Source organism: Lolliginicoccus suaedae (genome assembly GCF_008312885.1).
Taxonomy (GTDB): Bacteria; Actinomycetota; Actinomycetes; order Mycobacteriales; family Mycobacteriaceae; genus Lolliginicoccus; species Lolliginicoccus suaedae.
Map to the genome: position 1 here is coordinate 1194417 of NZ_VSSO01000001.1, position 25459 is coordinate 1219875.

The 25459-nt window shown below is 68.5% G+C and carries 22 protein-coding genes and 1 tRNA gene; all 23 read right to left on the minus strand.

The genetic code is table 11. The features are described 5' to 3' along the window. Window positions 1-137: 137 nt before the first annotated feature. A complete protein-coding gene (locus FXO18_RS05520; protein ID WP_149359988.1) occupies window positions 138-2654 on the minus strand; it encodes a [protein-PII] uridylyltransferase in 2517 nt (838 codons plus the stop codon). Between the two features lie 33 nt (window positions 2655-2687). Next, complete coding sequence (locus FXO18_RS05525; RefSeq protein ID WP_149359989.1) at window positions 2688-3026, minus strand: P-II family nitrogen regulator; 339 nt, start codon at window positions 3024-3026, stop codon at window positions 2688-2690. Window positions 3027-3202: 176 nt separating this feature from the next. After that, the gene (locus tag FXO18_RS05530; protein ID WP_223114558.1) at window positions 3203-4420 is read right to left on the minus strand and encodes an ammonium transporter; all 1218 of its coding nucleotides are present in this window, start codon (window positions 4418-4420) and stop codon (window positions 3203-3205) included. 185 nt (window positions 4421-4605) lie between these two features. Further along, window positions 4606-5874 carry a phosphodiester glycosidase family protein gene (locus FXO18_RS05535; RefSeq protein WP_223114515.1) on the minus strand — a complete coding sequence of 423 codons (1269 nt, stop codon included), beginning with the start codon at window positions 5872-5874 and terminating at the stop codon, window positions 4606-4608. A 174-nt stretch (window positions 5875-6048) separates the two neighbouring features. Next, a complete protein-coding gene (ftsY, locus tag FXO18_RS05540) occupies window positions 6049-7518 on the minus strand; it encodes a signal recognition particle-docking protein FtsY (RefSeq protein WP_149359992.1) in 1470 nt (489 codons plus the stop codon). Between the two features lie 127 nt (window positions 7519-7645). Further along, window positions 7646-8008, minus strand: a complete 363-nt coding sequence (locus FXO18_RS05545) for a cupin domain-containing protein (RefSeq protein WP_149359993.1) — start codon at window positions 8006-8008, stop codon at window positions 7646-7648. An 86-nt stretch (window positions 8009-8094) separates the two neighbouring features. Then, a tRNA-Pro gene (locus tag FXO18_RS05550) sits at window positions 8095-8168 on the minus strand. Window positions 8169-8340: 172 nt separating this feature from the next. After that, window positions 8341-9768: a ribosome biogenesis GTPase Der gene (gene der / locus FXO18_RS05555; RefSeq protein ID WP_149359994.1), complete on the minus strand. Its 1428-nt coding sequence runs from the start codon at window positions 9766-9768 to the stop codon at window positions 8341-8343. Next, entirely contained in the window at window positions 9765-10448 is a 684-nt protein-coding gene (gene cmk / locus FXO18_RS05560) for a (d)CMP kinase (protein ID WP_149359995.1), read from the minus strand. Before cmk ends, der begins: the two co-directional genes overlap by 4 nt. Continuing rightward, window positions 10445-11218: a pseudouridine synthase gene (locus FXO18_RS16055; RefSeq protein WP_328593357.1), complete on the minus strand. Its 774-nt coding sequence runs from the start codon at window positions 11216-11218 to the stop codon at window positions 10445-10447. The genes cmk and FXO18_RS16055 overlap by 4 nt, the downstream gene beginning before the upstream one ends. Before the next feature lie 753 nt (window positions 11219-11971). After that, window positions 11972-12664 (minus strand): SMC-Scp complex subunit ScpB, encoded by a 693-nt coding sequence (gene scpB, locus FXO18_RS05570; protein ID WP_149359997.1) that lies wholly within the window; start codon window positions 12662-12664, stop codon window positions 11972-11974. Next, on the minus strand, window positions 12657-13472 hold the full coding sequence (locus tag FXO18_RS05575) for a segregation and condensation protein A (RefSeq protein WP_149359998.1): 816 nt from the start codon (window positions 13470-13472) through the stop codon (window positions 12657-12659). Before FXO18_RS05575 ends, scpB begins: the two co-directional genes overlap by 8 nt. After that, window positions 13469-14341, minus strand: a complete 873-nt coding sequence (locus tag FXO18_RS05580; RefSeq protein ID WP_235900498.1) for a ParA family protein — start codon at window positions 14339-14341, stop codon at window positions 13469-13471. The genes FXO18_RS05575 and FXO18_RS05580 overlap by 4 nt, the downstream gene beginning before the upstream one ends. 182 nt (window positions 14342-14523) lie before the next feature. After that, a complete protein-coding gene (gene xerD / locus FXO18_RS05585; protein WP_149360000.1) occupies window positions 14524-15441 on the minus strand; it encodes a site-specific tyrosine recombinase XerD in 918 nt (305 codons plus the stop codon). A gap of 8 nt (window positions 15442-15449) precedes the next feature. Next, window positions 15450-16088: an NUDIX domain-containing protein gene (locus tag FXO18_RS05590; RefSeq protein WP_149360001.1), complete on the minus strand. Its 639-nt coding sequence runs from the start codon at window positions 16086-16088 to the stop codon at window positions 15450-15452. After that, complete coding sequence (locus FXO18_RS05595; RefSeq protein WP_149360002.1) at window positions 16085-17842, minus strand: CTP synthase; 1758 nt, start codon at window positions 17840-17842, stop codon at window positions 16085-16087. Before FXO18_RS05595 ends, FXO18_RS05590 begins: the two co-directional genes overlap by 4 nt. A 173-nt stretch (window positions 17843-18015) precedes the next feature. Continuing rightward, entirely contained in the window at window positions 18016-19212 is a 1197-nt protein-coding gene (gene steA, locus FXO18_RS05600; RefSeq protein ID WP_149360003.1) for a putative cytokinetic ring protein SteA, read from the minus strand. Between the two features lie 102 nt (window positions 19213-19314). Next, window positions 19315-21099 (minus strand): DNA repair protein RecN, encoded by a 1785-nt coding sequence (recN, locus tag FXO18_RS05605; protein WP_149360004.1) that lies wholly within the window; start codon window positions 21097-21099, stop codon window positions 19315-19317. Between the two features lie 2 nt (window positions 21100-21101). Further along, on the minus strand, window positions 21102-22055 hold the full coding sequence (locus tag FXO18_RS05610; RefSeq protein WP_149360005.1) for an NAD kinase: 954 nt from the start codon (window positions 22053-22055) through the stop codon (window positions 21102-21104). Continuing rightward, a complete protein-coding gene (locus FXO18_RS05615; RefSeq protein WP_149360006.1) occupies window positions 22052-22873 on the minus strand; it encodes a TlyA family RNA methyltransferase in 822 nt (273 codons plus the stop codon). Before FXO18_RS05615 ends, FXO18_RS05610 begins: the two co-directional genes overlap by 4 nt. A 13-nt stretch (window positions 22874-22886) precedes the next feature. Next, on the minus strand, window positions 22887-23117 hold the full coding sequence (locus FXO18_RS05620) for a hypothetical protein (RefSeq protein ID WP_149360007.1): 231 nt from the start codon (window positions 23115-23117) through the stop codon (window positions 22887-22889). After that, on the minus strand, window positions 23110-24192 hold the full coding sequence (locus FXO18_RS05625) for an HAD-IIA family hydrolase (protein WP_149360008.1): 1083 nt from the start codon (window positions 24190-24192) through the stop codon (window positions 23110-23112). The genes FXO18_RS05620 and FXO18_RS05625 overlap by 8 nt, the downstream gene beginning before the upstream one ends. Before the next feature lie 20 nt (window positions 24193-24212). Continuing rightward, a complete protein-coding gene (locus tag FXO18_RS05630; protein ID WP_187774181.1) occupies window positions 24213-24878 on the minus strand; it encodes a tetratricopeptide repeat protein in 666 nt (221 codons plus the stop codon). Window positions 24879-25459 lie beyond the last annotated feature (581 nt).

Below are 25459 nucleotides of genomic sequence, written 5' to 3' on the forward strand. Positions count from 1 at the left end.
ATTCGTCCATCACTGCGCCATTCGTCTGCAACTACTCGCGCTGCTTGCCTTGCTGGCCACCCGGATGCGCCGCACGCACGGTGGCACTCCCTACAGGGTAACCGCCCGGTCCATGGACATTACCCGCAGCGCTCGCGCTAGCGCACGACCCGCGCCGCACGGGGCAGGACGGCACGCACGGCGGCGTCCGCGCGCGACCGCGACTCGGGACCGTTCGGCAGCGCCACGCAGAACACATCATCCACGTAGGCGCCCATCGTGGCCACCTTCGCCCAGCGGATATCGGCACCGCCCCGCTCGAGCGCTCCGGCGACGCGGGAGAGCAGCCCGAGGCTATCGGCGGACCGCACCTCGAGGATTCCCTCGCTCGGGTCCTGCGCTGGCAGCCAGCGGATCACCGGTGGAGCATCGGCATGCTGCGCCGGCACCGCAGCGACCTGGCTACCGAGCACGCCCGTGCCCGGCGGAGTGATGTCATCGTCAAGAGCATCGCACGAGATGTCGTCCCGGAGCGCGGTGCCTGACGTGGTGCGCTCCCGCTCATCGAGCATCGCCTGGATGTCGAGATCGCCGGCGAGGGCGCGGGCAAGCTCCTGCCGCAGGAATCCCGCATCGGGCGGGCTGCCGAATTTCGGCGACACCATGAACACGTTGAGCGCGGCGCCATCCTGCCCGGCCACCGAGGCGGCGTGCACGCGCAGCGAGTGCAGTGTCAGCAGCCCAGCGGCCTTCGCGAGCAGGCCTGGCGCGTCAGGGCCGGTGATCGCGAGCTCGTACATGTGGTTGCGGTCGGTCGGGCGCAGCGAGACCCGCAGGGCGACCCGGCCGTCCGCGGAGGGCTCGAGACGATCAAGGAGCTCGGGCTGCACCGGATCGGGAGCAGGCAGCTCGTCACCGTCCATGGCGTGCTCGCAGCGCCGCACGAGCTCACTGATCAGCGTTGCCTTCCACTCCCCCCACACACCGGGACCGGTAGCGAGGGAGTCAGCCTCGGCGAGGGCATGGAGCAGCTCGAGCAGCACCCGGGAGCCGCCGAGCGTCTCGGCCACGAAGCGCGCCACATCGGGATCAGTGACGTCGCGGCGGGTCGCGGTATGGGGCAGCAGCAGGTGGTGTCGCACCATGGCGCGCAGGATCGCGATGTCAGCCCGGGGCAGGCCCATGCGATTGCCGATGTGCTCGGCGATGTCGGCGCCGACGATGCTGTGGTCGCCACCCCTGCCCTTGCCGAGGTCATGCAGCAGCGCGCCAAGCAGCAGCAGATCGGGCCGCGAGACCCGAGTCGTCAGCGCATCGGCGTAGGCGACGGTCTCCACGAGGTGACGGTCCACCGTCCAGGTGTGGATGGCATCACGCGGGGGCAGATCGCGCACCGCGCCCCATTCCGGCAGGATCCTGCCCCACAGCCCGGTCCGGTCGAGCGCCTCGATGACGGGAACCATCGCGCGGCCGGAGCCGAGCAGCACGAGCAGGTCATGCACGGCTTCCTTCGGCCAGGGCGCCTTGAGCTCGGGGGCTGTCTCCGACAAGCGCGCAAGGGTGCCCGCGGAAAGGGGGAAACCACTCGTGGCCGACGCGGCGGCAGCACGCAGCACCAGTGCCGGGTCGCGCTGGGGGCGAGCATCGCGGGCGAGCACCGCCTCGCCCGACTGCTCGACCACCCCTTCATCGAGGGGATGGCGCGACGGTGATCTTCGCAGGCCACCGAGCATTCCCTTCGGCAAGGCGTTGCGGGCGGTGCGGATACCGGTCTCGGTGGCGAAGCTGATGGTGCGGGCACAGTCGCTGAGGGTGCGCGCGAGATCGAACCGGTCACCGATGCCGAGCGCCGCGGCCACCTCGTCGGCGTCCTGGGCGCGCAGCTGATCACGGGCACGCCCCGCGACACGATGCTGCTCGGTACGGATGTCGAGGAGCTTGCGGTGCGCCTCGTGGACTCCACCGCGCGGGTCATCGCTGCGGATGCTCGGGGCGACGTTGGTCAGCTGCGCCACCGAGAGGGCGTGCAGCAGCTGGATATCGCGCAGGCCACCGCGGCCATTCTTGAGGTCCGGCTCGGCACGGTGGGCGATCTCCCCGTGGCGCTGCCACCGCTGCTCGGCCTGCTCGATCAGTTCGCCGAAGCGGCCGCGGATGCTCGAGCGCCACTGGTTGCGAACACCGTCGGACAGTTGCTTGCTCAGTTCGGGATCGCCCACGATGTGCCGCCCCTCGAGCATGCCGAGCAGCGCGGTCATGTCCTTGCTGGCCACCTCGATCGCCTGCGGCACGGTGCGAACGCTGTGGTCGAGCTTGATGTGCGCGTCCCACAGCGGGTACCACAGGCTGTCCGCCACGGTGGAGACCGTCGCGGGGTCGGCATCCTCATGCAGCAGGATCAGGTCCAGGTCGGAATAGGGCAGCATCTCGCGCCGTCCCAGCCCGCCGACGGCGACGACCGCGAACCCGCTGTCGGGGGTGATCCCCAGCTCGGCTCCCTTGGTATGCAGCCAGATCTCGTACAGGTCGACGAAAACATCGCGCACAGCAGGCGCGTCGAGCTTCGCTGTCGCTTCGATCAGTTGCTTCCGGGCCCGGGCGAGGTCAGCGGATGGCGCGGTGGTCACGGGTGGATCTCCCTTGGAATGGACGTGGCCCCGCTCCCCGCGCTGAATCGCGGGTGCGGGGCCACTGGACGTTGGATCGGGTCAGATCGCGTCGGTGCCGCGCTCGCCGGTGCGTACCCGGACAACGGCCTCGACCGGGGTGACCCACACCTTTCCGTCACCGATCTTGCCGGTGCGGGAGGCCTCGACGATGATCTCGACGACCTTGTCGACCGAGGATTCCTCGACGACGACCTCGACCTTCACCTTGGGAACGAAGTCCACCGAGTACTCCGCGCCGCGGTAGACCTCGGTGTGGCCCTTCTGGCGGCCGTAGCCCTGGACCTCGCTGACAGTCATGCCAAGCACTCCGGCCTGCTCGAGGCCTGTCTTGACGTCTTCGAGCGTGAACGGCTTAACGATGGCCGTGATCAGCTTCATGGATTGATCCCTCCGGGAAACGATGGGTGGCTTGCTGCGGTTTCGTTGTGGTCGCGGCGGACGGTACCCGGCCAGGTCCTCCCCGGTTGGGCCCGCCCGCCGCGCTTGCTACCTCAATTGTGCCTGGATCATGATCATTCCTGGGGCCGATCATGGTCCATCGGCGATACGGATCCTCAGACGAGGTCGTACGCGGACTCCGCGTGCTCGGTCTCGTCGATGCCGCGGTGCTCGTCCTCATCGCTGATGCGCCAGCCGAGCGGCTTGAGCAGCAGTGCGATCACGAGGGTGACCACGCCGGCGAAGACAACGGCCACGAGCGCGATGAGCGTCTGGACGACCAGCTGGCCGATGCCACCGCCGTAGAACAGTCCGGTCTCGGTAGCGAGGAAGCCGATCGCGACGGTGCCCCACAGGCCTGCAACGAGGTGCACGCCCACGACATCGAGCGAGTCGTCGTAGCCGAACTTGAACTTCAGGCCGACCGCGAGCGCCGACAGGATGCCAGCGACCGCACCGAGCGCGATGGAACCGACCGGGCTGATCGAGCCAGCCGCCGGGGTGATCGCGACGAGGCCAGCGACGATGCCGGACGCGGCACCAAGGCTGGTGGCCTTGCCGTCGCGGATCCGCTCCACGAGCAACCAGCCGAGGATCGCGGCGCAGGTAGCGGTGGTGGTGTTGACCCAGGCGAGGCCAGCCATGCCGTCCGCGGCGTAGGCGGAGCCAGCGTTGAAGCCGAACCAGCCGAACCACAGCAGAGCTGCACCGAGCATCACGAACGGCAGGTTGTGCGGCCGGAACGCGGTCTTGCCGAAGCCCTTGCGCTTGCCAACGACCAGGGCGAGCACGAGCGCCGCCACGCCAGCGTTGATGTGGACCACGGTGCCACCGGCGAAGTCGATCGGACCGATGCCGTCGAACATGTCCGCGAACGGGCCATCATCGGAGAGCAGGCCCCCGCCCCACACCATGTGGGCGAGCGGGAAGAACGATGCCGTGACCCACAGCGCCACGAACGCGAGCCAGGTGCTGAACTTGACGCGCTCGGCAAGGGCACCGCTGATCAGGGCTACCGTGATGATCGCGAACGTGGCCTGGAAGCCGACGTCGACGATGACGGGCAGGCCATCGGAGAGGACGAAGCTGCCGTCCTCGTTGTAGATGGTCCCGGCCAGCCCGAACTGCTCGAACGGGTTGCCGAAGATGCCGCCGATGCTCTCCGATGCATAGGACATCGACCAGCCCCACAGCACGTAGATGACACCAACGACACCGAGGGTGCCGAACGACATCATCATCATGTTGAGAACTGACTTCTCACGGGACATGCCGCCATAGAAGAACGCGAGGCCCGGGGTCATCAGCAGCACCAATGATGCGGACACCAGCATCCATGCGGTGGTGCCGTAATTGATCTCGTCCACCTAAATCCTCCTCCTGGCGTACCGGTCTGTACGCCGCCTGAGCTGATACTGCTGATGCGTTGTTTCCGCTGGGACGCTGACATGTTTCCCTCGCGTGAACGAACGCCGGATTTGTGTTACCCCCGCGTTGCACCTGGGGTTATTCGCCCGAATTACTCCGGTAGCGGTAGCGCCGAGACCGGCGAATCGCTGTGTTCCGGATCACCCTGCGGGGCAACGTCACCCGCTAGCTCTGCGTCATTCGGCGCGGGGGCGCTCTCTCCCTCCGGGCCAGCCTCCGGGGCCTGCGGTGGCTCAGGCTGCGGCTGCGGCTGCGGGATCACGGGGCTGCCCACGCCAAGCCAGCCCGCCACCGCGCGACTGCTCCCGTCCGCCCCCATCCCGGGGCTGCACACTGCATCGAGCAGCGCCGGGCAATCGCCTGGCGGCGCCACTCCACCGACCACGCCCTGCCCGGCCCAATGCACGCCGCTGCCGCGGTTGAGCAGCATCGCAGACGAGCCGCCGCTGTCGAGCTGCACCCCCATCGTCGCGCCCAGGCCACGCAGCAGGTCCCGCAGCTCCGACTGCGTCAAGCCGCTCTCCCGATCCATCGACGACCCCGCCTGCACGAAGAACAGCCGATCGAGCGCGGGGCTATAGGCCACCGCGCTGCGCGCCGCCCGCACCCCGTCCGGCGCATCCACAGCACCACTCGGATGCAGCAGCGACAGCCCCGAGAACGCCGTCACGACCCGGCCCGCTCCATGGAGATCCGCCAAGCGGGACTCGGCCTCGGCATTGTCGAACGGAGACGGCGCGACGATCATCTCGATAGAGCTCGCCGCAGTGCCATCGCCACTGATGATGAATGTCGCGAGCCGCCCCCAGCCCTGCTCCAGCTCGCCCGTCAACCCTTTCGGGCCCGAATAGAACTCCGTCCCCGCCGCGGCGCCCGCGCCCTGGAGCTGAGCGGAATTGTCGAAGTACACGCCGAACGGGACGCTGCAGCCAGACTCCCGCCACGTGGCACCACTCACTTGCGGTCGCACATCGAAGAAGTTCGTATTGATCAGGATGGCCGGGCGCTGCAGCACCTCCCACGCCTCGCCCGCCTCCAGCAGCTCCATGGACTGCGCCGTGCCGTCGGAAGTGGCCGCGCCCGGAGTGCTCTCGCACCGCCCCGACTCCCCCGGTGCCTCGGTGAGCAGACGCCCCGTGATCGTGCGGCTCGCGTTCGGCACCGCCACGATGCGCGCATCCCGCGGCGACGAGTACCAGGTGCGATCCTCCCGCTGCAACGGCATCGGAGCGTCCGGGCCAGTCTGGTAGGCCAGCACGCTGCCCGCCGCCGCATCCACTGCTTGGTTCCACAGCACTCGGGCGTGGTTCGACCCAGCGCCATCCTGGGCACCGGCCACAGGGGCAAGCGAGACCGACACGCACGCTATTGCCGCGGCGACAGAAAAGCAGAACCGGGAACGCATGGTCCACCTCCGACAGGGCTGCGCTCGGGAAACAACCTCTTCCCGCACCCTGCCCCCTGGAGGCCCGGGCCGTCGACAACGACCCAGCATGCGCGCCCGGTTCGACGCGGAAGCGTTATGGCAGCGACATCACAGCAAAGCGTTGACGAAGGCCTCCGGCTCGAAGGGCGCCAGATCATCCGCGCCCTCGCCGAGCCCCACGAGCTTCACCGGAACGCCGAGCTGATGCTGCACCTGGAACACGATGCCACCCTTCGCGGTGCCGTCGAGCTTCGTCAGGACCACCCCGGTGATGTCCACGACCTCGGAGAACACCTTCGCCTGGTTCAGGCCGTTCTGCCCCACGGTCGCATCGAGCACCAGCAGGACCTCATCGACCTTGGCGCGCTTCTCCACGACCCGCTTGACCTTGCCCAGCTCATCCATCAAGCCCGTCTTGGTGTGCAGGCGGCCCGCCGTATCGATCAGCACCACGTCCACCCCGGCCTCGATGCCTCGAGAGACAGCGTCGAACGCCACCGACGCCGGATCAGCGGCCTCCTTGCCACGCACCGTCTCCGCGCCCACGCGCTCGCCCCACGTCTGCAACTGATCGGCCGCAGCGGCACGGAACGTATCCGCGGCACCCAGCAGCACGCGGCGGCCATCCGCCACCAGCACTCGAGCCAGCTTGCCCGTCGTCGTGGTCTTGCCAGTCCCGTTGACACCCACCACCAGCAGCACCGATGGCGCATCCGCATGCGGCAGCGCCCGGATCGACCGATCCAGCTCCGGCCGCAACGCCTCCACCAGCACCTCGCGGAGCACCTCGCGGGCCTGCGCCTCGGTGCGCACCGAGCGCGCCACCATCTGCTCGCGCAGCCGCTCCACGATCATCGTGGTGGTCGCCGACCCCAGATCAGCGATCAACAGGGTGTCCTCGACCTCCTCCCACGAATCCTCATCGAGATCGCCGCCGCCAAGCAGGCCGAGCAGGCTCTTGCCCACCGCGTTCTGCGAGCGCGACAACCGGCCACGCAGGCGATTCAGGCGGCCCTCGGTCGGCTCGATCTCCTCCAGGACCGGTGCTTCCTCCACCGGCTCGGTGAGTTCCTCGGCAAGCTCGGGCTCTGGTTCCGGCTCGGGCTCGGCGGTCTCAGTTTCCGGAGCCTCGGTCTCGGTCTCGGTCTCGGGGGCCGAAATCTCGGGGGCCTCGGTCTCGGCAGGCAGTTCCACATCAACGATCGGCTTGCGCGGAGCATCACGCGGCACCGACGCATCATCACCAACTCGCGGCTGGTCCTCGTCATCAGTGCGCTCCCCCGGCTGCACCGGCGGCTCCACCACCTGCGGCCCGCCAGCCGGAGCAGGAGGCTCCTTCGGCGCCGGCTTCTTCGCCGGAGGCTCCTTGCTCGGGGGCTCCTTCAGGGCAGTCGATGAGCCCTCGCTGAAGCTGAACCCACCCCGCGCCTGGTAGCCACCAGACTGGTCCTTCTTCTCCAGCTCCGGCGGCGGGGTCAACCGGATCTGTCGACGCTTGTACAGCACGGTTCCCGCGACCAGCAGCACAAGAATGATCGCTGCGATCGCGGCTATGGCAATCCAAAGTTCGGTGGTCACCCCGGCAGTATTCCAAACACACCCGCCAACCGCCGAAACCCCACCATCGCGGGCGCTTCCCGATGAAGCGGATCGTGAAGATCTGGCCACGTGGGAGGTGGCTGGATCTTCACGATCGGGCGGGGAGCTACTCCCTGGGCAGCAGCATCGTCACGGTCAACCGCCCGCCCCTCGGCGCTGCGACCGAATGCCGCACCATCGCCGCGAGGTGCACCACGACGCCTGGTCGCAGCCGCACGACCTCCTCCGGCAGGGTGAGCTCGAGATCGCCTTCAATGCCGTGGATGAGCACGGGATGCCGGGCCGCATGCTCCCTCAGCTCCTGGCCCGGCGAGAATGCAAACGCCACGACCTTCGCCCGGCTTGCCTCCAGGACCACGCCCGCGCCAGGTCCCGAGCCGCGCGGCACCGCTGCTCCTATCGCGTCCCCAACGATCGTCTCTCGAGGCTCCGCGGCCATCGCGCTGCTCCCTTCGGTTGCTGCGCTCACCGTACCCGCGGTCCTGTGCAGCGCCGCAAGCCCCCGGACAGCAAGAAACCCCAGGCCAGAGGGTATCTGACCTGGGGTTTCCTATGTCGGGCTGACAGGATTTGAACCTGCGACCACTTGACCCCCAGTCAAGTGCGCTACCAAGCTGCGCCACAGCCCGCCGCTGACTTTCGAGCTGGTGGGCTCGCTGTCAGCTCAGCCAGAGTACAACACCGGATACCGCTGGTGCCAATCGCGCTGTGGCCTGGCGTTTCGCGCGTGTGCATGTCGCCCAGCCAGCAGCTGGCCGGACCGCGACGGAGCCTCAAGCACCGCCGCGGTCGGCCTGTGCCCTACTTGCGGGCGCGCTTCTCGCGGACGCGGATGTTGACCCGCACGGGGCTGCCCTCGAAGCCGAAGGATTCGCGGAGCTTGCGCTCGAGGAAGCGCCGGTAGCCTGCCTCGAGGAAGCCGGTGGTGAACAGCACGAACGTGGGTGGCCGGTTGGTGGCCTGGGTGGCGTAGAGGATCCGGGGCAACCGTCCGCCGCGCATGGGGGGCGGGGTGGCGGAGGTGGTCTCGCGGAGCCAGTTGTTGAGCCGTCCAGTGGAGACGCGGGTGTCCCACGATTCGAGGGCGGTCTCCATGGCGGGGACGAGCTTCTGCACCGCCCGCCCGGTGAGGGCGGAGATGTTGACGCGTTGCGCCCACGGGAAGCGGATGAGATCGCGGTCGATCTCCTTGTCGAGCTGGAGGCGGCGCTCCTCCTCGACGAGGTCCCACTTGTTGAAGGCGATGACGAGTGCCCGGCCGGTCTCCTCCACCATGGTGAGGATGCGGAGGTCCTGCTCACTGATGGGCTGGGATGCGTCGATGAGGATGACGACCACTTCCGCGGACTCGATCGCGCCACGGGTGCGCAGCGAGGCGTAGTACTCGGCACCGCTGGCGGTGATGACGCGCTTGCGCAGCCCTGCGGTATCCACGAAGCGCCAGGTCTTGCCGCCAAGCTCGACGAGGGAGTCGACGGGGTCGACGGTAGTGCCAGCTACGTCGTGGACGACGGAGCGCTCGTCGCCGGTGAGCTTGTTGAGCAAGCTGGACTTTCCGACGTTCGGCTTGCCGACGAGGGCGATGCGGCGGGGCCCGCCGGTGCGCTGGATGTCCTCGCGCGGCTTGGTGGGCAAGGTCTCGATGATGAGATCGAGGAGGTCGGCGACACCGCGTCCGTGGGTGGCGCTGATCAGCCGTGGCTCGCCGATACCGAGGCTCCAGAGAGCCGCCGCGTCGGATTCGAGCTTATTGCTGTCGACCTTGTTGGCCACGAGGATGACGGGGGTCTTGGACCGGCGGAGGATGCGCGATACCGCTTCGTCGGTGGTAGTGGCTCCGACCGTGGCATCGACGACCACGACGATGAGGTCGGCGGTGCGCATGGCGAGCTCGGCCTGCCGGGACACGGACTGGTGCAGGCCCTTGGCGGTGGGTTCCCATCCGCCAGTGTCCTGCACGGTGAAGGGGCGACCGCCCCATTCGGCGTCATAGGAGATGCGGTCGCGGGTGACGCCGGGGACATCCTCGACGACAGCCTCGCGACGGCCAATGATGCGGTTGACAAGGGTGGACTTGCCGACGTTGGGCCGCCCGACGATGGCGACGACCGCGCGAGGCTCCTCGCCGACGGGGGTGCCGTCCTCGAGGAGGTCGACCTCCCAGTCGCCCTCGTCGGTCCAGTGCCCGTCGCCGGGGAGGAACAAGGTGCTGTCTGTGGGCTCGGTCATTCGGTGGTTCCTGTTCGTTCCCGGACGATGCCGAGAAGGTTGTTGACGACGTCGTCGAGGGTGAGCTCGCTCGTGTCGACGACGATGGCGTCATCGGCGGGCCGCAGCGGGGATATGGCGCGCGTGGAGTCGTACTCGTCGCGGCGCTTCACGTCGGCGAGCACCGCCTCGAACGTGCTGGCGCGCCCCTCGGCGATGTCCTGGTCGAGGCGGCGCTGCGCGCGGGCCTCGGGAGTGGCGGTGAGGAAGATCTTCACATCGGCATCCGTGAGGACGACGGTGCCGATATCGCGTCCCTCGACGACGATGCGACCCGGCTCCGCGGCGAGCCTGCGTTGCAGATCGACGAGCTGGTGGCGCACCTCGGGCACGGCCGCGACCGCGGAGACCGCGGCGGTGACCTCGTTGCCGCGGATGTCGCGGGCCACGTCCTCGCCGCTGAGGAGCACCTGCTCGCTCTCGGGATCATTCCCGATGGCCAGCGGGAGGTTGGCGGTGATGGTGGCGAGCTCGGCGGGATCGTCGATGTTCGCGGCGGTCCGCAGGGCGTGCAGCGTGGCGATCCGGTACATCGCGCCGGTGTCTAGGTAGCGGGCGCCGAGCGCCTTGGCTACCTTGCGGGACACGCTGGACTTGCCCGTTCCTGCTGGTCCGTCGATGGCTACGACGAGCTCGCTCACAGCCCTACCTCCTTGTACAGGTTTCCTACTTCTTGCCGGTTGAGCACGCGCATGGTGCCGGGCCGCTGCTCGCCGAGCTGGACGGTGCCGATCTGGGTGCGCACGAGCTCAGTGACGGGGTGGCCGACGTGCTCGAGGAGCCGCCGCACGATGTGCTTGCGCCCCTCGTGGAGCACGATCTTCACCAGCGAGCTGCCTTCGTTCATATCGACGGTGGTGATCTCGTCGATCTCGACGGGGCCATCCTCGAGCTCGACGCCCGCGCGCATCTCTCGCTCGGTGGCCCGGCTCATCATGCCCTCGACGTTAGCGAGGTAGGTCTTGCGGACCTTGTAGGAGGGATGCATGAGTCGATGGGCGAGCTCGCCATCGTTGGTCAGCAGCAGCAGGCCCTCGGTCTCGGCGTCGAGGCGCCCGACGTGGAAGAGCCGCTGCCCGGCGGCGATGCGCTCGGCAACGAGGTCGCCGACGCAGGGGCGGTTCATCTCGTCCTGCATGGTGGACTGCCAGCCGCGGGGCTTGTTCAGCGCGAGGTGCACGAGATCCTCGGTGATCATCACGCGCATGCCGTCGACCTTGACCACGGCGGTGGCCGGATCGATGCGCATGCCCTGCACCTTGACGCGCTGGCCGTTGACCTCGATGCGGCCCTGGTCGATCATCTGCTCGCACACGCGGCGCGAGCCAACGCCAGCACGGGCGAGGACCTTCTGCAGCCGTACGCCGTCCTCGCTGAAAGTTGCGGTATCAGGCAGCGCGGCACCGGTCAGGGGCGCGCCGTCGGGAGCGGGACGGGCGTTGCTGATGGGCGGGGCGACGCGGCGCGCGGGCTTCGGCCGCGTGCTCGGGGGCCGCCCTGTGGAGAATCCCCGGTTTCCCTGCTGGGAGCCTTGGTCGCCGTACGGCCTGCCTGCGCCACGCTGCTGCGGATCGCGGGGGTTGCCCTGCCTCGGGCCGCGTGCCTCGGCACCACGCTGGGAGGGGCCACTGCGGGAGGGGCCACTGCGGAAGCCTTCACGGGCGCCTTCGCTGCGAGGGGCTGCGCCTCGGAAGCCTTCACGAGAGGGTGCGCCACGGAAGCCCTCGCTGCGGGATCCGCCACTGCGCGGACCCTCGTTGCGGCGATCGGCACCGCGGGGGTAATCCGAGCTGCCACGGCGGTCAGCGCCGCGAGGATTGTCCGAGTTGCCTCGACGATCGGCGCTGCGGGGCTGCTCCGGCCTACCCTGGCCGCCAGCGGATCGGCTCGGGAACGAGCGTCCAGCGGACGGGCGTCCTTCGGAGGGCCGTCCTGAGCCGGACTGCGGCGCACGTCCCCAGCTGCTGCGATCCTGGCTGGTTCGTTCCTGGCGGGGCCGGTCCTGGCCCGAGCGGTCCTGGCTGCTGCGGGGGGCGCCACGTCCCTGGCCCGTACGGCCCTCGGTGGTGCGGCTGTCGTTCGAGCGGGGGGCGCCATGGCCGCGGCGACCGCGTCCATTGTCCGGTGTGCCATCTCGGCGAGCGGGAGTTCTCATGCTGTGTTCCTATTCAGTGGTTGGCTCGGCGCGAGCGCCTTGCCTGCGGCGCTCGGCCTTCGCTATGCGGACGGCGAGCTCGTCGTTCAGCTCGTCGCCCAGTTCGTCGATCACGTCCACATCCGGGAGGAGCGGCGCGATCGGCGGGAGCTCGTCGAGCGATGCGATGCCCAGCCGCTCGAGGAACAGTTCCGTCGTCACATAGTGTGTACCGGGAACGTCCAGGATGGGTTCGGCTTCGGCGATGAGACCTCGGGCGAGCAGTGTCCGTATGACACCGTCGACGTTGACGCCGCGGACCGCGCTGACGCGGGATCGCGTCACGGGCTGCCGGTAGGCAACGACGGCGAGGGTCTCGAGGGCAGCCCGGGTCAGTTTTGACCGCGCGCCGTCCAGGATTAGTCGTTCGACATAGGAAGAGTATTCGCTCCGGGTGTACATGCGCCAACCGTCACCGGCAAACCGCAGGTCAATGCCACTGCGGCGATTCTCATAGCTTGCCGCGAGCCGGATGAGCGCGCGCCGGACGCGGTCCTCGGGCAGGTCGAGGGCGTTGGCGAGGTCCCGCGAGGCGACGGGGGTGTCAACAACGAGGAGGAGCGCCTCGAGCGCCGCCTCCACGCGCTCCTCGGGCCAGTGCTCGGGCTCCACCTCGCGCGCATCGGCCTCGTGCTCATCGGTGTGGTCGTCGCGGTCACCCATACTCGTCCCCTGCGTCGGATAGTGCTGGCTCGATGCCGGTCCAGCGCACGCGCAGCGCGCCGAGCGGCTCGTCCTGGTCGATGTCGATGGCTTTCTCGCGGAACAGCTCGAGCAGGCCGAGGAACCGCACCACGATGCGCAGCACGCTGTCGCAATCCGCGACGAGCTCGTGGAACGTCAGCCACGCGCCTGGTCCCTCGGTGGCGAACCGCGCGAGGATGGCACTGGCCTCGCCAGCCACGGTGACGAGCTCGCCATGCATGTGCGCGACGCTGACCTCGGGGTCGGGGCGGGGCCGGAACGCGGCGGCGGCGAGCTCGGCGAACTGCTCCGGCGTGACGCCGAGGACAACATCGGGGAGCAGGTCGACGTAGCGGTCCTCGAGGGAGGCCGCGCGCGGGTAGCGGTACTGGGCCTGCTCCTCCATCGCGCTGAAGAGCTCGGCGACCTGCCGGTAGGCGCGGTACTCGAGGAGCCGGGCGAACAGGATGTCCTGGGCCTCGAGCAGCGCGAGGTCCTCCTCGTCATCGACGTCGGCGGAGGGCAGCAGCCGCGCGGCCTTGAGGTCGAGCAGCGTCGCGGCGACCAGGAGGAACTCGGTGGTCTGGTCGAGGCCGAGCTCCGCGCCGAGCCGCTTGGTGTAGGCGATGAAGTCATCGGTGACCGTGTGGAGAGCCACGTGGGTGACATCGAGCTTCTGCTGGCTGATCAGGTGCAGCAGAAGGTCGAAGGGGCCTTCGAAGTTGCTCAGCCGCACGCTGAACACGCGATCATCGGTGCGGTCCGGGCTGGTTGGCTGGTCGGTCACCGGCCTTTACCGAACCCCGCGATCAGTTCCCGGGCCAGGGCGCGGTAGGCGATCGCGCCCGCGGACTTCGGCGCCCAGCTCGTGATCGGCTCCCCGGCGACGCTGGTCTCGGGGAACCGCACCGTGCGATTGATGGTGGTGTGGAAGACGAGGTCGCCGAAGACCTCCACGACGCGGTTCATCACATCGCGGGCGTGCAGGGTGCGGGCGTCGAACATGGTGACGAGGATCCCGGCCATCTGCAGCCGCGGGTTGAGCCGCTCGCGCACCTTGGCGACGGTGTCGTTGAGCAGCGCGAGCCCGCGGAGGCTGAAGTACTCGCATTCCATCGGGATCATGACGCCGTCGGAGCAGGCGAGCGCGTTGACCGTGAGCAGGCCCAGCGATGGCTGGCAGTCGACGAGGACGTAGTCGTAGCGATCGAGCACGGGGTGCAGCGCGCGGAAGAGGGTCTGCTCGCGGCCAACTTCGTTGACGAGCTGGATCTCGGCCGCCGAGAGGTCGATGTTGCTCGGCAGCAGGTCCATGCCGTCGACGCGGGTGCGCATGATGACGTCCTCGGTAGAGGCACGGGGCTCGACGAGCAGGTTGTACACGGTCTGCTCGAGCTCGTGGTGGGCCACGCCGAGCCCGGCCGAGAGCGCTCCCTGCGGGTCGAGGTCCACGAGCAGGACGCGGCGCCCGTACCCGGCGAGCGCCGCGCCGAGGTTGATCGTGGAGGTGGTCTTGCCGACGCCACCCTTCTGGTTGCACAGCGACACGACTTTGGCGGGACCATGGCCGCGCAGTGGCTGCGGCTCGGGGATCTCGCGCACCGGGCGTCCCGTTGGACCGAGCGTCTCCTCCTGCGAGGCATCCGTACCGGCCAAGTGGCCTTCCGAGTTGCCCGCGCCGGGGTTTGCTGGTCGCTCGGACTCCGCGGCGAGATGCTGCGGTGTCTTCACGGTGGTTGGTTCTCCTTCACTGCGCCGTCGTGCTTGCGGGCTTTCCCATGGCTGCGATGTGCTAACGGTACCGTTTGCTGCCGTTGAACAGCATGTTCGACACGAGCCTAGCGGGCACGAGGGTGCGCCTCCGCCCAGACCTCGCGCAGCGACGTCACCGTGACCGCCGTATACACCTGGGTCGTGGTCACCGATGCGTGCCCCAGCAGTTCCTGCAGCACCCGCACGTCCGCGCCCCCCTCGAGCAGGTGCGTCGCGAACGAGTGCCGCAGGGTGTGCGGGGAAACCGTCACTGACAGCCCCGCCCGCCCCGCCGCGGTCTGCAGGATCTGCCAGGCACTCTGCCGGGACAATCGTCCGCCGCGGGCATTGAGGAACACTGCCGGGGTGGAGCGGCGCACCAGGGCGGGCCGGCCTCGCACCAGGTAGGACTCGAGTGCCTCCATGGCTGGGCGACCAACGGGCACGAGCCGTTCCTTGCCACCCTTGCCGCGCAGGAGCACCGAGCGGGATTCCACATCGAGATCATCGATGTCCAAGCTGGTGGCCTCGCTGATGCGTGCCCCGCACGAGTAGAGCAGCTCGAGGAGCGCCTTGTCGCGCAGGCCGCGCGGGCCATCCGACTCGCTTCCCGCCGAGTCGAGGATCGCGAGCACATCGTCGACCGGAAGCGCCTTCGGCAGCCGCTTGCTGGGGCTCGGTGGCTTGACCGCGCGCGCGACATCCGCGGCGATGATTCCTTCGGCGAGGGCGAACCTGTGCAGCCCGCGGGCCGCGATGAGCGCCCGTGCCACCGAGCTGGACGAGAGCGCGGGCCGCCCCTGGTCCGGGTCACCGGAGCGAAGCGCCACCACGAACTGCTCCACGTCGCTCTCGGCGACGTCGGCGAGGTTATTGACGTGACGGCCCTGCAGGTGGCGCGCATAGCGCATGAGGTCCCGCCGGTAGGAGCTGAGCGTGTTCGGTGACGCGCCCTTCTCGACCGCGAGGTGGTCGAGGTATGCGGAGACCTGGTGCACGAGCATGGCGGCGGTCAGTCACCGTCCACGAAGCGTCGCTGCGCGAGCCTCGTGGGGCGCAGCGGCCACGGGGCGTGGGCTGGCCGCAGCGGGGAGCCGGATGCTCGTGCCGCTACCAGAGCCATGATGCCCGCGACGGCGGTGGCGTTGACGATGGTGCCGTCGAGCACCTGCCGGGCCGCATCGTCCACGCTGAACCACTCCGCTTGCATGTCTGCTTCCTCGTGCTCGAGCTCGGGGCGGTCGACCTTGGTGATGCCTTGCGCGAGAAACACGCGGGTGACCTCGTCGGTCATGCCCGGCGATACCGCGACGTCGATGAGGACCTGCCAGTCGCGGGCAGCGAGGCCGGTCTCCTCGCGGAGCTCCCGGCTGGCCGCGTCGACAGGATCCTCATCGGGCTCGTCGAGCAAGCCTGCCGGCAGTTCCCATAATCTCTCCTGCACCGGATGCCGGTACTGCTGCACCAGGATCAGCTTGTCGTCCTCATCGAGGGCGAGCACAGCGACCGCCCCGAAATGCTCCACGACCTCGCGCTTCGCGGTCCTGCCCCCAGGCATGGCGACATCATCGACGCGCAGGGCGACAACGGCGCCCTCGTAGGCGATGCGGGACGCGATGGTGCGGAAATCGTGGCGGTCGCTGCCTGTCATGATGCCGGGGTGCCGGTCTTCTTGCGAGGCTCCCCTGCTTTGCGCTCGTCGGCATTGCCGTCGGAACCGGGGATCTCCACGGGCAGCCGCTCCCCCGCCGAGTACCGCATGGACGCCTTGACGAACGCGGCGAACAGCGGATGCGGGCGGGTCGGGCGGCTCTTGAGCTCCGGATGCGCCTGGGTGGCCACGAAGAACGGATGCACATCCTTGGGATACTCGACGAACTCGACGAGCTTCCCATCGGGAGAGGTACCGGAGAATCGCAGGCCGCTCTTGGCGATGCGCTCCCGGTAGGCGTTGTTGACCTCGAAGCGGTGGCGATGCCGCTCCGAGACATCGGTCGCCCCATAGGACTGCGCGACGACTGATCCCTTATCGAGCTTCGCGGGGTACGCGCCGAGGCGCATCGTGCCGCCCATGTCCGCGTGGCCAGCGACGATGTCGAGCTGGTCCGCCATGGTCGAGATCACCGGGTGCGGGGTCTCGGGCTCGAACTCGGAGGAGTTCGCATCGTCGAGGCCGACCGAGCGGGCAGCCTCGATGACCACGCACTGCAGCCCGAGGCATAGCCCGAGCAGCGGAACCTTGCGGGACCGGGCGTAGCGAATGGCTCCGAGCTTGCCATCGATGCCACGGATGCCGAAACCGCCGGGGATGAGGATGCCGTCGACATCGTTGAGCGCAGCGGCGGCCCCTTGATCGGAGGCGCACTCATCGGAGGGGACCCACTTGATATCGACCTTGGCACGGTGGTGGAAGCCGCCCGCGCGCAGCGCCTCGGTCACCGACAGGTACGCATCGGGGAGGTCGACGTACTTGCCGACGAGCGCGATGCGGACGGTCTCGCGGGACTTGTGGACGCGGTCGAGCAGGTCGCCCCACACTGTCCAGTCCACGTCCCGGAAGGGCAGGCCGAGCTTGCGGACCACATAGGCATCGAGGCCCTCGCGGTGCAGCACCTTCGGGATGTCATAGATCGACGGGGCATCCGCGGTGGACACCACGCCCTCCTCGTCGACATCGCACATCAGGGCGATCTTGCGCTTGAGCGCCTCGGGCACATCCCGGTCCGCCCGCAGGATCAGCGCGTCGGGCTGGATACCGATGTTGCGCAGCGCGGCCACCGAGTGCTGCGTCGGCTTGGTCTTCAGCTCTCCCGACGGCGCGAGGTACGGGACGAGCGAGACGTGGAGGAAGAAGACGTTGCCGCGCCCGACATCATGCCGGACCTGCCGCGCCGCCTCGAGGAATGGTTGCGACTCGATATCGCCGACGGTGCCACCGATCTCGGTGATCACCACATCCGGCACATGGCCTTGCAGATCGGGGCCGGACATCGCGAGGATGCGGTTCTTGATCTCGTCGGTGATGTGCGGGATGACCTGCACCGTGTCACCGAGGTACTCGCCGCGGCGTTCCTTGGCGATGACCGTCGAGTACACCTGGCCAGTCGTGACGTTCGCCGATCCGGGCAGGTCCCGATCGAGGAACCGCTCGTAGTGACCGATATCGAGATCGGTCTCCGCACCGTCGTCGGTGACGAAGACCTCGCCATGCTGGAACGGGTTCATCGTTCCGGGATCAACATTGAGATAGGGGTCGAGCTTCTGCATCGTGACCCGCAGTCCGCGGGCCGTGAGGAGCTGGCCCAGGCTTGAGGCAGTGAGCCCCTTGCCGAGTGATGAAGCGACGCCGCCGCTGACGAAGATGTGCTTCGTCTCGGTCTTCGCGCTATGGCGTGAGAATGGCAAAGAAACTCCCGTGACCTAATCGAGCAGACTACGAATGGGGCCTGCTGACCCACGGGATTTCACGGTAACACCAATCTGCTCGCGATGAGGAAACCTGCACGTCGGAACTGCGATTCCCTGGTGATCCATCCCACGATGAGAGATCACCCCACCTCCGTCCTCCCGCTCCGGCACTACTGGCGCAGGTTCTGCACCTGGTCCTGCACCCACAGCGCGAACGTGTTCCACCGGTCCACGCCCCACCCGATCGGGTCGTCCACGCCATTGACGATCAGCAGGACCACGATCGCTGCCGCCATCAGCGCGAGCACGAACAACGCGATCGCCGTCGCCGAGACCCGGCTCCGGTACAACGTCGCCAGCGCCCGGCCGTCCACCAGCCGATCGCCCACGCGGACACGCGTCAGGAACGTCGACGGGGACTCCATGGCGAGATCCCGGTCCAGGAAGTCCTCCAGCGATCCCTTCACCCCGACCGTCGCGATCAACGACGCCCCCTGGTGGTACGCGAGCAGCAGCGCCAGATCGGCGGGATTCGCCGAGGCAGGGAACGTCAATGCCCCCACCCCGAGGTCCTGCACCCGATCCAGTCCCTTCGCGTGGCCATCCGGCTCCGCGGGCAGGATGATCATCGCGCCGCACTTCAAGGTCTCCGCGCTCATCGTGTCGGGGTCACCAATGATGAGGTCTGGCTTCGTGCCGGACCGGAACAACGCGTCCGCACCCCCGTTCACACCGATCAGGATCGGCTGGTACTCCTTGAGGAACGGCCGGACCCGGCGCAGGTCCTTCTCGAAACCCGGGCTCGCGTCGACCACCACCACTTGCCGGTCCCGCAGATCGATGCCCAGCGCAGGAATGCCCGCGCCCTCGATGACCAGCGGCCCCTCCTCGTGCAGGAAGTCCGTCATGTTCACCGAGAACTCGTCGAGATGCGTCGCGAGGGAGCGCTTGGTCTCCGACAGCAGATCCATGATCTCGGACTCGGTGAGCTCGATGCCCTGCCCGACAACGCGCTGCCCAAGGAACACCTCGCCCTCGTGCACGCGCACCTTCGCCCCGTCCTTGACATCGTCAAGGATCGCTGTGCCAGCGCTATCGACGAGCATCACGCCCGCCTGGACCAGATGCAGCGGCCCCAGGCCCGGATAGCGGGCCGAGATCGAGGAACCAGTGTTGACCACCGCAGCGACCTGCGCGCGGATCAACGCCTCGCATGTCTTTCCGTCGAGATCCGGCTGGCTCAGGATGACCACATCGCCACGGCCGGCACGGCGCGCGGCCCTCGCGACGTCACGATCGACCCGGGCGCTACCGATCACGCCCGGCAGGGTGGAGCTATTGCGCGACAGCAGTGACGGCATCTTCATGTCCCGATAATGAACCCCTCCACGGCCAAGCGGTCGGAGGCGCGCCGAGATCAAAAAGTTACGCAACGGATCCCGGTTCGCGCCCGCTGCCCGGCACGCGCCTCAGCCCGCGAGCCGGCCCCGCTCCGAGATCGCCGCGGCACGCAGCTCCTCGGCGTGCGCTCGCGCGGTATCCGACTCCCCCATCCCCGCGAGCATGCGCGCCAGCTCGGCCACACGATCACCATCGTCGACCGATCGGACGCCACTCACCAGGCCCAAGTCGCCAGAGTCCTGCTTATCCACCACCAGATGAGTGTCCGCATAGGCCGCGACCTGCGGAAGATGCGTCACCACGATCACCTGATGGGTTCGCGCGAGCCGCGCCAGGCAGCGGCCGATCTCGATCGCTGCACGTCCACCGACCCCAGCATCGACCTCGTCGAACACCAGCGTCGCGGTGCCGTCGCCACCGGCGAGCACTACCTCGAGAGCCAGCATCACCCGGGAGAGCTCGCCGCCCGAAGCACTGCGGGCCAGCGGCATCGGGGTCGCCCCACCGTGCGCCGCCAGCCGGAACTCGACGGAGTCGATGCCCGCCGGGCCCGCCGGGCACCAGCCGCCAGCCACCTCGATCGCCCCCTCCGAGCCAGGTTCGGCCGACGGTTGCTCGACAACGATATCCAGCGAGGCCCGGCCCATCGCCAGCGAGGAAAGCTCCGCTGTCACAGCACGGGCCAGCTCGGTCGCTGCCTTGCGCCGCGCGCGCGAGAGCTCCATCGCATGGCGCGCCACATCCTTCGCCGCGGCCCGCGACCGGGCCGCGAGATCCTCCAGCGCACCGGAAGACACATCGATGCGCTGCAGCCGCTCACGGGCCTCGTCCGCCCATGCCAGCACGCCATCGATGTCGGCCGCGTACTTGCGAGTGAGGGCCTTCAGCTCTGCCTGGCGGCCCAGCATCGAATCGAGCGATCCCGGATCGCTGGGCAGATCGGAGAGGTAGCCGCTCAGCTCCGCGCCCAGATCATTGACCAGCAGCACGGCCTCATCAGCACGCGCTGCGAGGCCCTGCAGCGCGGGATCATCGGCGGACTCCAGCGCCTGGCGGGCCTGGCCGAGCAGCGCCAGCGCGTCGCCGCCCTCCATCGCATCGGTAACATGCTCCCCCGGCCCCATGATCGCCGCGAGCGCGGTCACTGCCGTCTCGCGCAGCGAATCCAGATCGCTCAATCGCCGGATGGTGCTCGCGAGCTCCACATCCTCGCCCGGCGTCGCCTCGGATTCCTCGATCTCCTTGATCCCGAACGCCAGGCGATCGGCCTCCTGCGCCAGCTCCCGCGAGCGCGAGGTCCGCTCCTCGAGCTCGCGCGCGAGAGCTCGCCATTCCTTGCGCGCTGCCCGGTAGCGCTCCAGGAGCGGCGCCACGGAGTCGCCCGCGAAACGGTCGAGAGCATGACGCTGCTGGTCCGGCTTGAGCAAGCGCAACTGATCATTCTGGCCGTGGACTGTCAGCAGCGCACCAGTGAAGCGGCCCAGCGATGCCGCGGGGACGCTGCGCCCACCCAGATAGGCACGGGAGCGCCCCTCCGCGCTGACGGTGCGCACCGCGATCACTGTCTCGTCGCTATCGGCCTCGGCACCAGTGGAGTCGAGGATCTCCGCGACCTCCTCGCGCGTTGCCGCGCCCGCATGGTCCAGGGAGAATCGACCCTCCACCACAGCGCGGTCCGCCCCGGCACGGACGCGCCTCGCATCAGCGCGCACGCCGCCGAGGAGATGCAGGCTAGTCACCACCATCGTCTTGCCCGCGCCCGTCTCGCCCGTCAGCACGGTCAAGCCCGGGTGCAGCTCGGCCGCGGCAGTCTCGATCACACCGAGGTTGCTGATGCGGATCTCGGCGAGCATGGTCAACCTTCCTCTCGGATAGTCCGGCCGCGCCAGCCTTGCACAGGTAGCTCGAACTTGCGCACCAGCCGATCCGCGAACGGGGCCGAGTCCAGCCGCGTCCACAGCACAGGCCGATCGTCCTTGCGGAACTCGACCCGCCCACCAGCTGGCACCTGGGTGATCCGCCGCCCGTCGCAGAACACGAGCGCATCATGGCCCTGCGGATCGATCTCGACGGCCACCACTGAATCGGGGCTCGTGACCATGGGTCGCGCGAACAATGCATGAGCATTGCTCGGCACCACGAGAAGCGCCTCGAGCTCCGGCCACACGATCGGGCCACCAGCCGAGAATGCGTACGCGGTGGAGCCGGTGGGGGTCGAGACCAGCACCCCATCGCAGCCAAAGGCCGAGACGGGCCTGCCATCGACCTCCAGGACAACCTCCAGCACGCCGAGCCGTGGCGCCTTCTCGATACTGGCTTCGTTCAACGCCCAGCCCTCGGCGAGCACCTGGCCCCCGGACCATGCCCGCATGTGCAGGGTCATCCGGTGCTCCACGTTGTACTCGCGCCGCACCACCTGCCCCAGCGCATCCTCGAGATGGTCCGCCTCGGTCTCCGCGAGGAAACCGATATGGCCCAGGTTGATGCCAAGGACCGGTATCCCGGCGTTGCGCGCGAATTCCGCTGCGCGCAGCATCGACCCGTCGCCACCGAGGACGAGCACCATCTCGCATCCCTTGGCAGCATCCGGGCCAGCCTCGATGACAGTCTCGTACCCGGGCAGGCCCTCCTCGGGAACGTGCGTGCTCGCTGCCTCGTGCGCCAGGATGCGCAGTCCGATCCCATAGTGCGCCAGGATGCGAGCCACGTGCTGGATGGTGGGCACGATCTCGGGGCGGCCGGTATGCGCGACGAGCAGGATCTCCCGGGTAGCGCCTGCCGCGGCTCCGGAGCCCTCGGTGCCCGTCATCGCGGACCCTCCGCCACAGCCGCCTCCACCTGGAGCCGGATCTCCTCGGGCGAGAGCTGGCCCGCGCTGCCCTTACGCAACCACAGGAAGTACTCGACGTTGCCGGACGGCCCGGGCAGCGGGCTCGCGACTACCCCGCGCACTCCCAGGCCAAGTGCCTCTGCCCGCAAAGCGATCCGCTCCACGGATTCGGCCCGCAATGCTGGGTCCCGAACAACTCCGCCCGAGCCGAGCCGCTCCTTGCCGACCTCGAACTGCGGCTTGACCATTGGCAGCAGGTCGGCATCGTCCGCAGCGCATGCCGCGAACGCCGGTAGTACGAGTTCCAGGGAGATGAAGGACAGGTCCGCGACGATCAGCTCGACCGTCCCCCCGATCATTGCTGCATCGAGCGAGCGCACATTGGTCCGGTCATGCACGATCACGCGGGGATCGTTCTGCAACCGCCACACCAGCTGCCCATAGCCGACGTCAACGGCGACCACCTCGCGAGCCCCGCGGGCTAGCAGCACATCCGTGAAGCCACCCGTGGATGCCCCAGCGTCGAGGCAGCGGCGACCCTCCACCTCCAGCCCAGATGCCTCCCATGCCTCGAGGGCGCCCAAGAGCTTCCGCGCGCCGCGCGAGGCCCAGTTCTCCTCATCGCCCGCAGCGAGGATATGCAAGGGGGCGTGCTGCTCGATCGCTGTCGCGGGCTTGGCGATCGTCGCGCCAGCGGACTGGACGCGGCCCGATGACACCAGCTCGACCGCATGCTCGCGTGACCGGGCGAGACCTCGGCGCACCAGTTCGGCGTCCACTCGGACTCTTCGGGGCATTGCCAGTCACTTCCTAGACATCGTCGATGGCGCTGAGGGCCTCGACGAGGATTGCGTGTGCTTGCTCGAATAGCGCGACCTGGTCGTCCATGCCGGCCTGGCCAGCTCCGGCGATGGCAGTGGTCGCGTCGATCTGTTGGAGTAGCTGCTGGATCTCGTTCTCGACGTCACGAGGCGCCACGGCGGGATCGGCCGCACTGCTCGGGCCGGGCAGTGGCCCCGGGATCGGCGTGGGTCTATTCATTGGCACTCACGCTAGCCGATACCAGCCCGCACGCGCTGCTGCGCGCTCGTGCCGTCCACTCGCGGATCACAGATTCTGCGACGGGCCCCTCGGGTCGCAGGGTAACGGGTTCACCAAGACGATCCAGCAGCTCCCAGGCGATGGGCGCCACGGCGCGCAGCGCCGCGATCGGGTCGATGCACGCTTCGGAGACAGTGATTGCCAGCGTTGCCCCACCGATGGCAATCGCCTCGATGGGCGCGGGGGCGCCTGCTCGTGTCTCGCTGGCAGGCTCGAGGAGGGCACGCAGGTCAGCACCGAGATGATCGGGACGCGAGTCCAGCGGAGCAGCGAGTACATCGAGCGGCTGTGAAACACCGGTCCATACGTACAAGCTCGGCAGGCCGAGCGCCCGCGCCCCCGCGATGTCGGTGTCGAGCCGGTCCCCCACCACCAGCGGACTGCGGAAATCTCCTCGGTCGAGCGCATCGCGCAGGATCGCCTGTCCTGGCTTGCCCGCCACCAGAGGGCTCAGCGACGTTGCCGCCTCGAGCGCCGCGACCATCGCGCCATTGCCGGGGAGGAGCCCTCGATCACTGGGCAATGTCGTGTCCCGGTTGGCCGCGACCCACAGCGCTCCGCCGCGGATCGCCAATGCCGCCTCGGCCAGGATGTGCCAGTCCGTATCGGGCGAATGGCCCTGGACCACCGCGTCGGGCAGAGCGGAGGCCTCGCGCACCGGCACGAGCCCGGCCTGCGCCACATGCTCTGCGAGCGCGTCGGTTCCCACAACGAGGACGCGCGAGCCCGCAGGCACACGGCTAGCGATCAGCCGCGCGGCGGCCTGGGCACTGGTGACCACATCCGCCGGATCCGCTGAGAACCCAAACTCGGCGAGATGGCTCGCGACGGCTGCGGGCGCGCGGCTCGCATTGTTGGTGACATACAGCAATCGCGGAGACTCGTGATCTCCCCCGCCAGCGCCCACGGATCGCAGCGCCTCCACCGCATGCGGTACCGCAGTGGCGCCGGTGTACAAGGTGCCATCGAGGTCGAGGAGCAATACGTCGTGGGCGAGACCCAGCGTGTCCGGCATGAGTAGACGCTTCCGGGTGACTAGTCGTCGATCGGGCGCTCGGCCGCGATCTCGATGGCACGTTCCTCGGCGTCGGTCTCCTCATTGTCCGATTCCGCGGACTTCATGAACCACTGGATCGCTTCATCCACACGCCCCGCGGCCAGCAACGCCTCCGCGTAGGCGTAGCGCAGCCTAGCTGCGGAAGGGCCGTCCACAAGGGTATCCAGAATGCGCCCCTGCAGCGACACGACGGCAGCATCATGCTGGCCAAGATCCATTCGTGCACCCGAGACAACGATCATGAGCTCCACCGCAGCGTCGGGATCGAGGGACCTCGCTTCCGCTGAGCGCGCAAGCTCGATAGCACGCTCGGGACGGCCGAGGCCACGCTCGCAATCAGCCATCATCGGCAGCAGCGCGTTGCTGCCTCCGATTCGACGAGCCGTCCGTAGCTCGTTGAGAGCCTCGGCCCACTCGCCAACGGTGTAGGCAGCGACTCCAGCTGCCTCGCGAACGACAGCGATCCGGGAGGCGCGCCGCCGAGCTGCTCGCGCATGCTCCAGGGCCAGTTGCGGATCTTCGTCCATTAGCTGTGTTGCCCGGACCAGATGGCGCGCGACAAGCTCGGCCGATGGCTTGTCCAGTGCCGTCAGATCGCGGCGAATCTCGATGGGGAGCTCCGCGGCATCGACCGTGGCCGGCACAAACGGATCGCGAGGGCGATCCGGGCGTCCAGTGCTCCCTCCTCGGGCCCCTGACCGGTCCTGGCCACCTGCGGATCTGCTTCCGCCAGACCGGTCGCGGTCGCCGCGCGGAGCACCGCCTCGGGGCCCGCCACCGCGCGAAGCTTCACCGCGCCTATCGTTCCCCTGGCCGCTGGGACCGCCTCCGCGCGAGAATCCTCCGCGGGGGTCCTTGTCGTCGAATCGGGGGGCGCCTTGCCGTGAGGCGCCTGCGGGACGACCTCCGGTCGCGGGCCTGCCGCCGCTCGGCCGACTGTCCCGCGCAGGGGAAGCGCCCCTGCGGTCGCTGCTGCTCTCGCGGTTCCAGTTGGATGACCGGTCGCTTCCATCACGACGGTCGTTGCGATCATTCACGCCAGGGTCCTTCCAGACTGGGCAACGCGCTTGTCCGTGCACTCCGATTATCGCAGGAGTACTGCGCGGAGTGTTATTGCAAGTGCACATAGCAGGAGGGGGCGGGGGGCCCTTGGGCTCCCCGCCCCCTCCTGCTTGTTCACATGTGTTTGCCCGGCGGTGTCCTACTCTCCCGCACCCTGTCGGGT

Coding starts and splice junctions, on each gene's coding strand:
- FXO18_RS05525 (WP_149359989.1), bottom strand. CDS start 3,026: ATGAAGCTGATCACGGCCATCGTTAAGCCGTTCACGCTCGAAGACGTC.
- FXO18_RS05530 (WP_223114558.1), bottom strand. CDS start 4,420: ATGCTGGTGTCCGCATCATTGGTGCTGCTGATGACCCCGGGCCTCGCG.
- der (WP_149359994.1), bottom strand. CDS start 9,768: ATGACCGAGCCCACAGACAGCACCTTGTTCCTCCCCGGCGACGGGCAC.
- scpB (WP_149359997.1), bottom strand. CDS start 12,664: ATGGGTGACCGCGACGACCACACCGATGAGCACGAGGCCGATGCGCGC.
- xerD (WP_149360000.1), bottom strand. CDS start 15,441: ATGCTCGTGCACCAGGTCTCCGCATACCTCGACCACCTCGCGGTCGAG.
- FXO18_RS05590 (WP_149360001.1), bottom strand. CDS start 16,088: ATGACAGGCAGCGACCGCCACGATTTCCGCACCATCGCGTCCCGCATC.
- steA (WP_149360003.1), bottom strand. CDS start 19,212: ATGAAGATGCCGTCACTGCTGTCGCGCAATAGCTCCACCCTGCCGGGC.
- recN (WP_149360004.1), bottom strand. CDS start 21,099: ATGCTCGCCGAGATCCGCATCAGCAACCTCGGTGTGATCGAGACTGCC.
- FXO18_RS05610 (WP_149360005.1), bottom strand. CDS start 22,055: ATGACGGGCACCGAGGGCTCCGGAGCCGCGGCAGGCGCTACCCGGGAG.
- FXO18_RS05615 (WP_149360006.1), bottom strand. CDS start 22,873: ATGCCCCGAAGAGTCCGAGTGGACGCCGAACTGGTGCGCCGAGGTCTC.
- FXO18_RS05620 (WP_149360007.1), bottom strand. CDS start 23,117: ATGAATAGACCCACGCCGATCCCGGGGCCACTGCCCGGCCCGAGCAGT.
- FXO18_RS05625 (WP_149360008.1), bottom strand. CDS start 24,192: ATGCCGGACACGCTGGGTCTCGCCCACGACGTATTGCTCCTCGACCTC.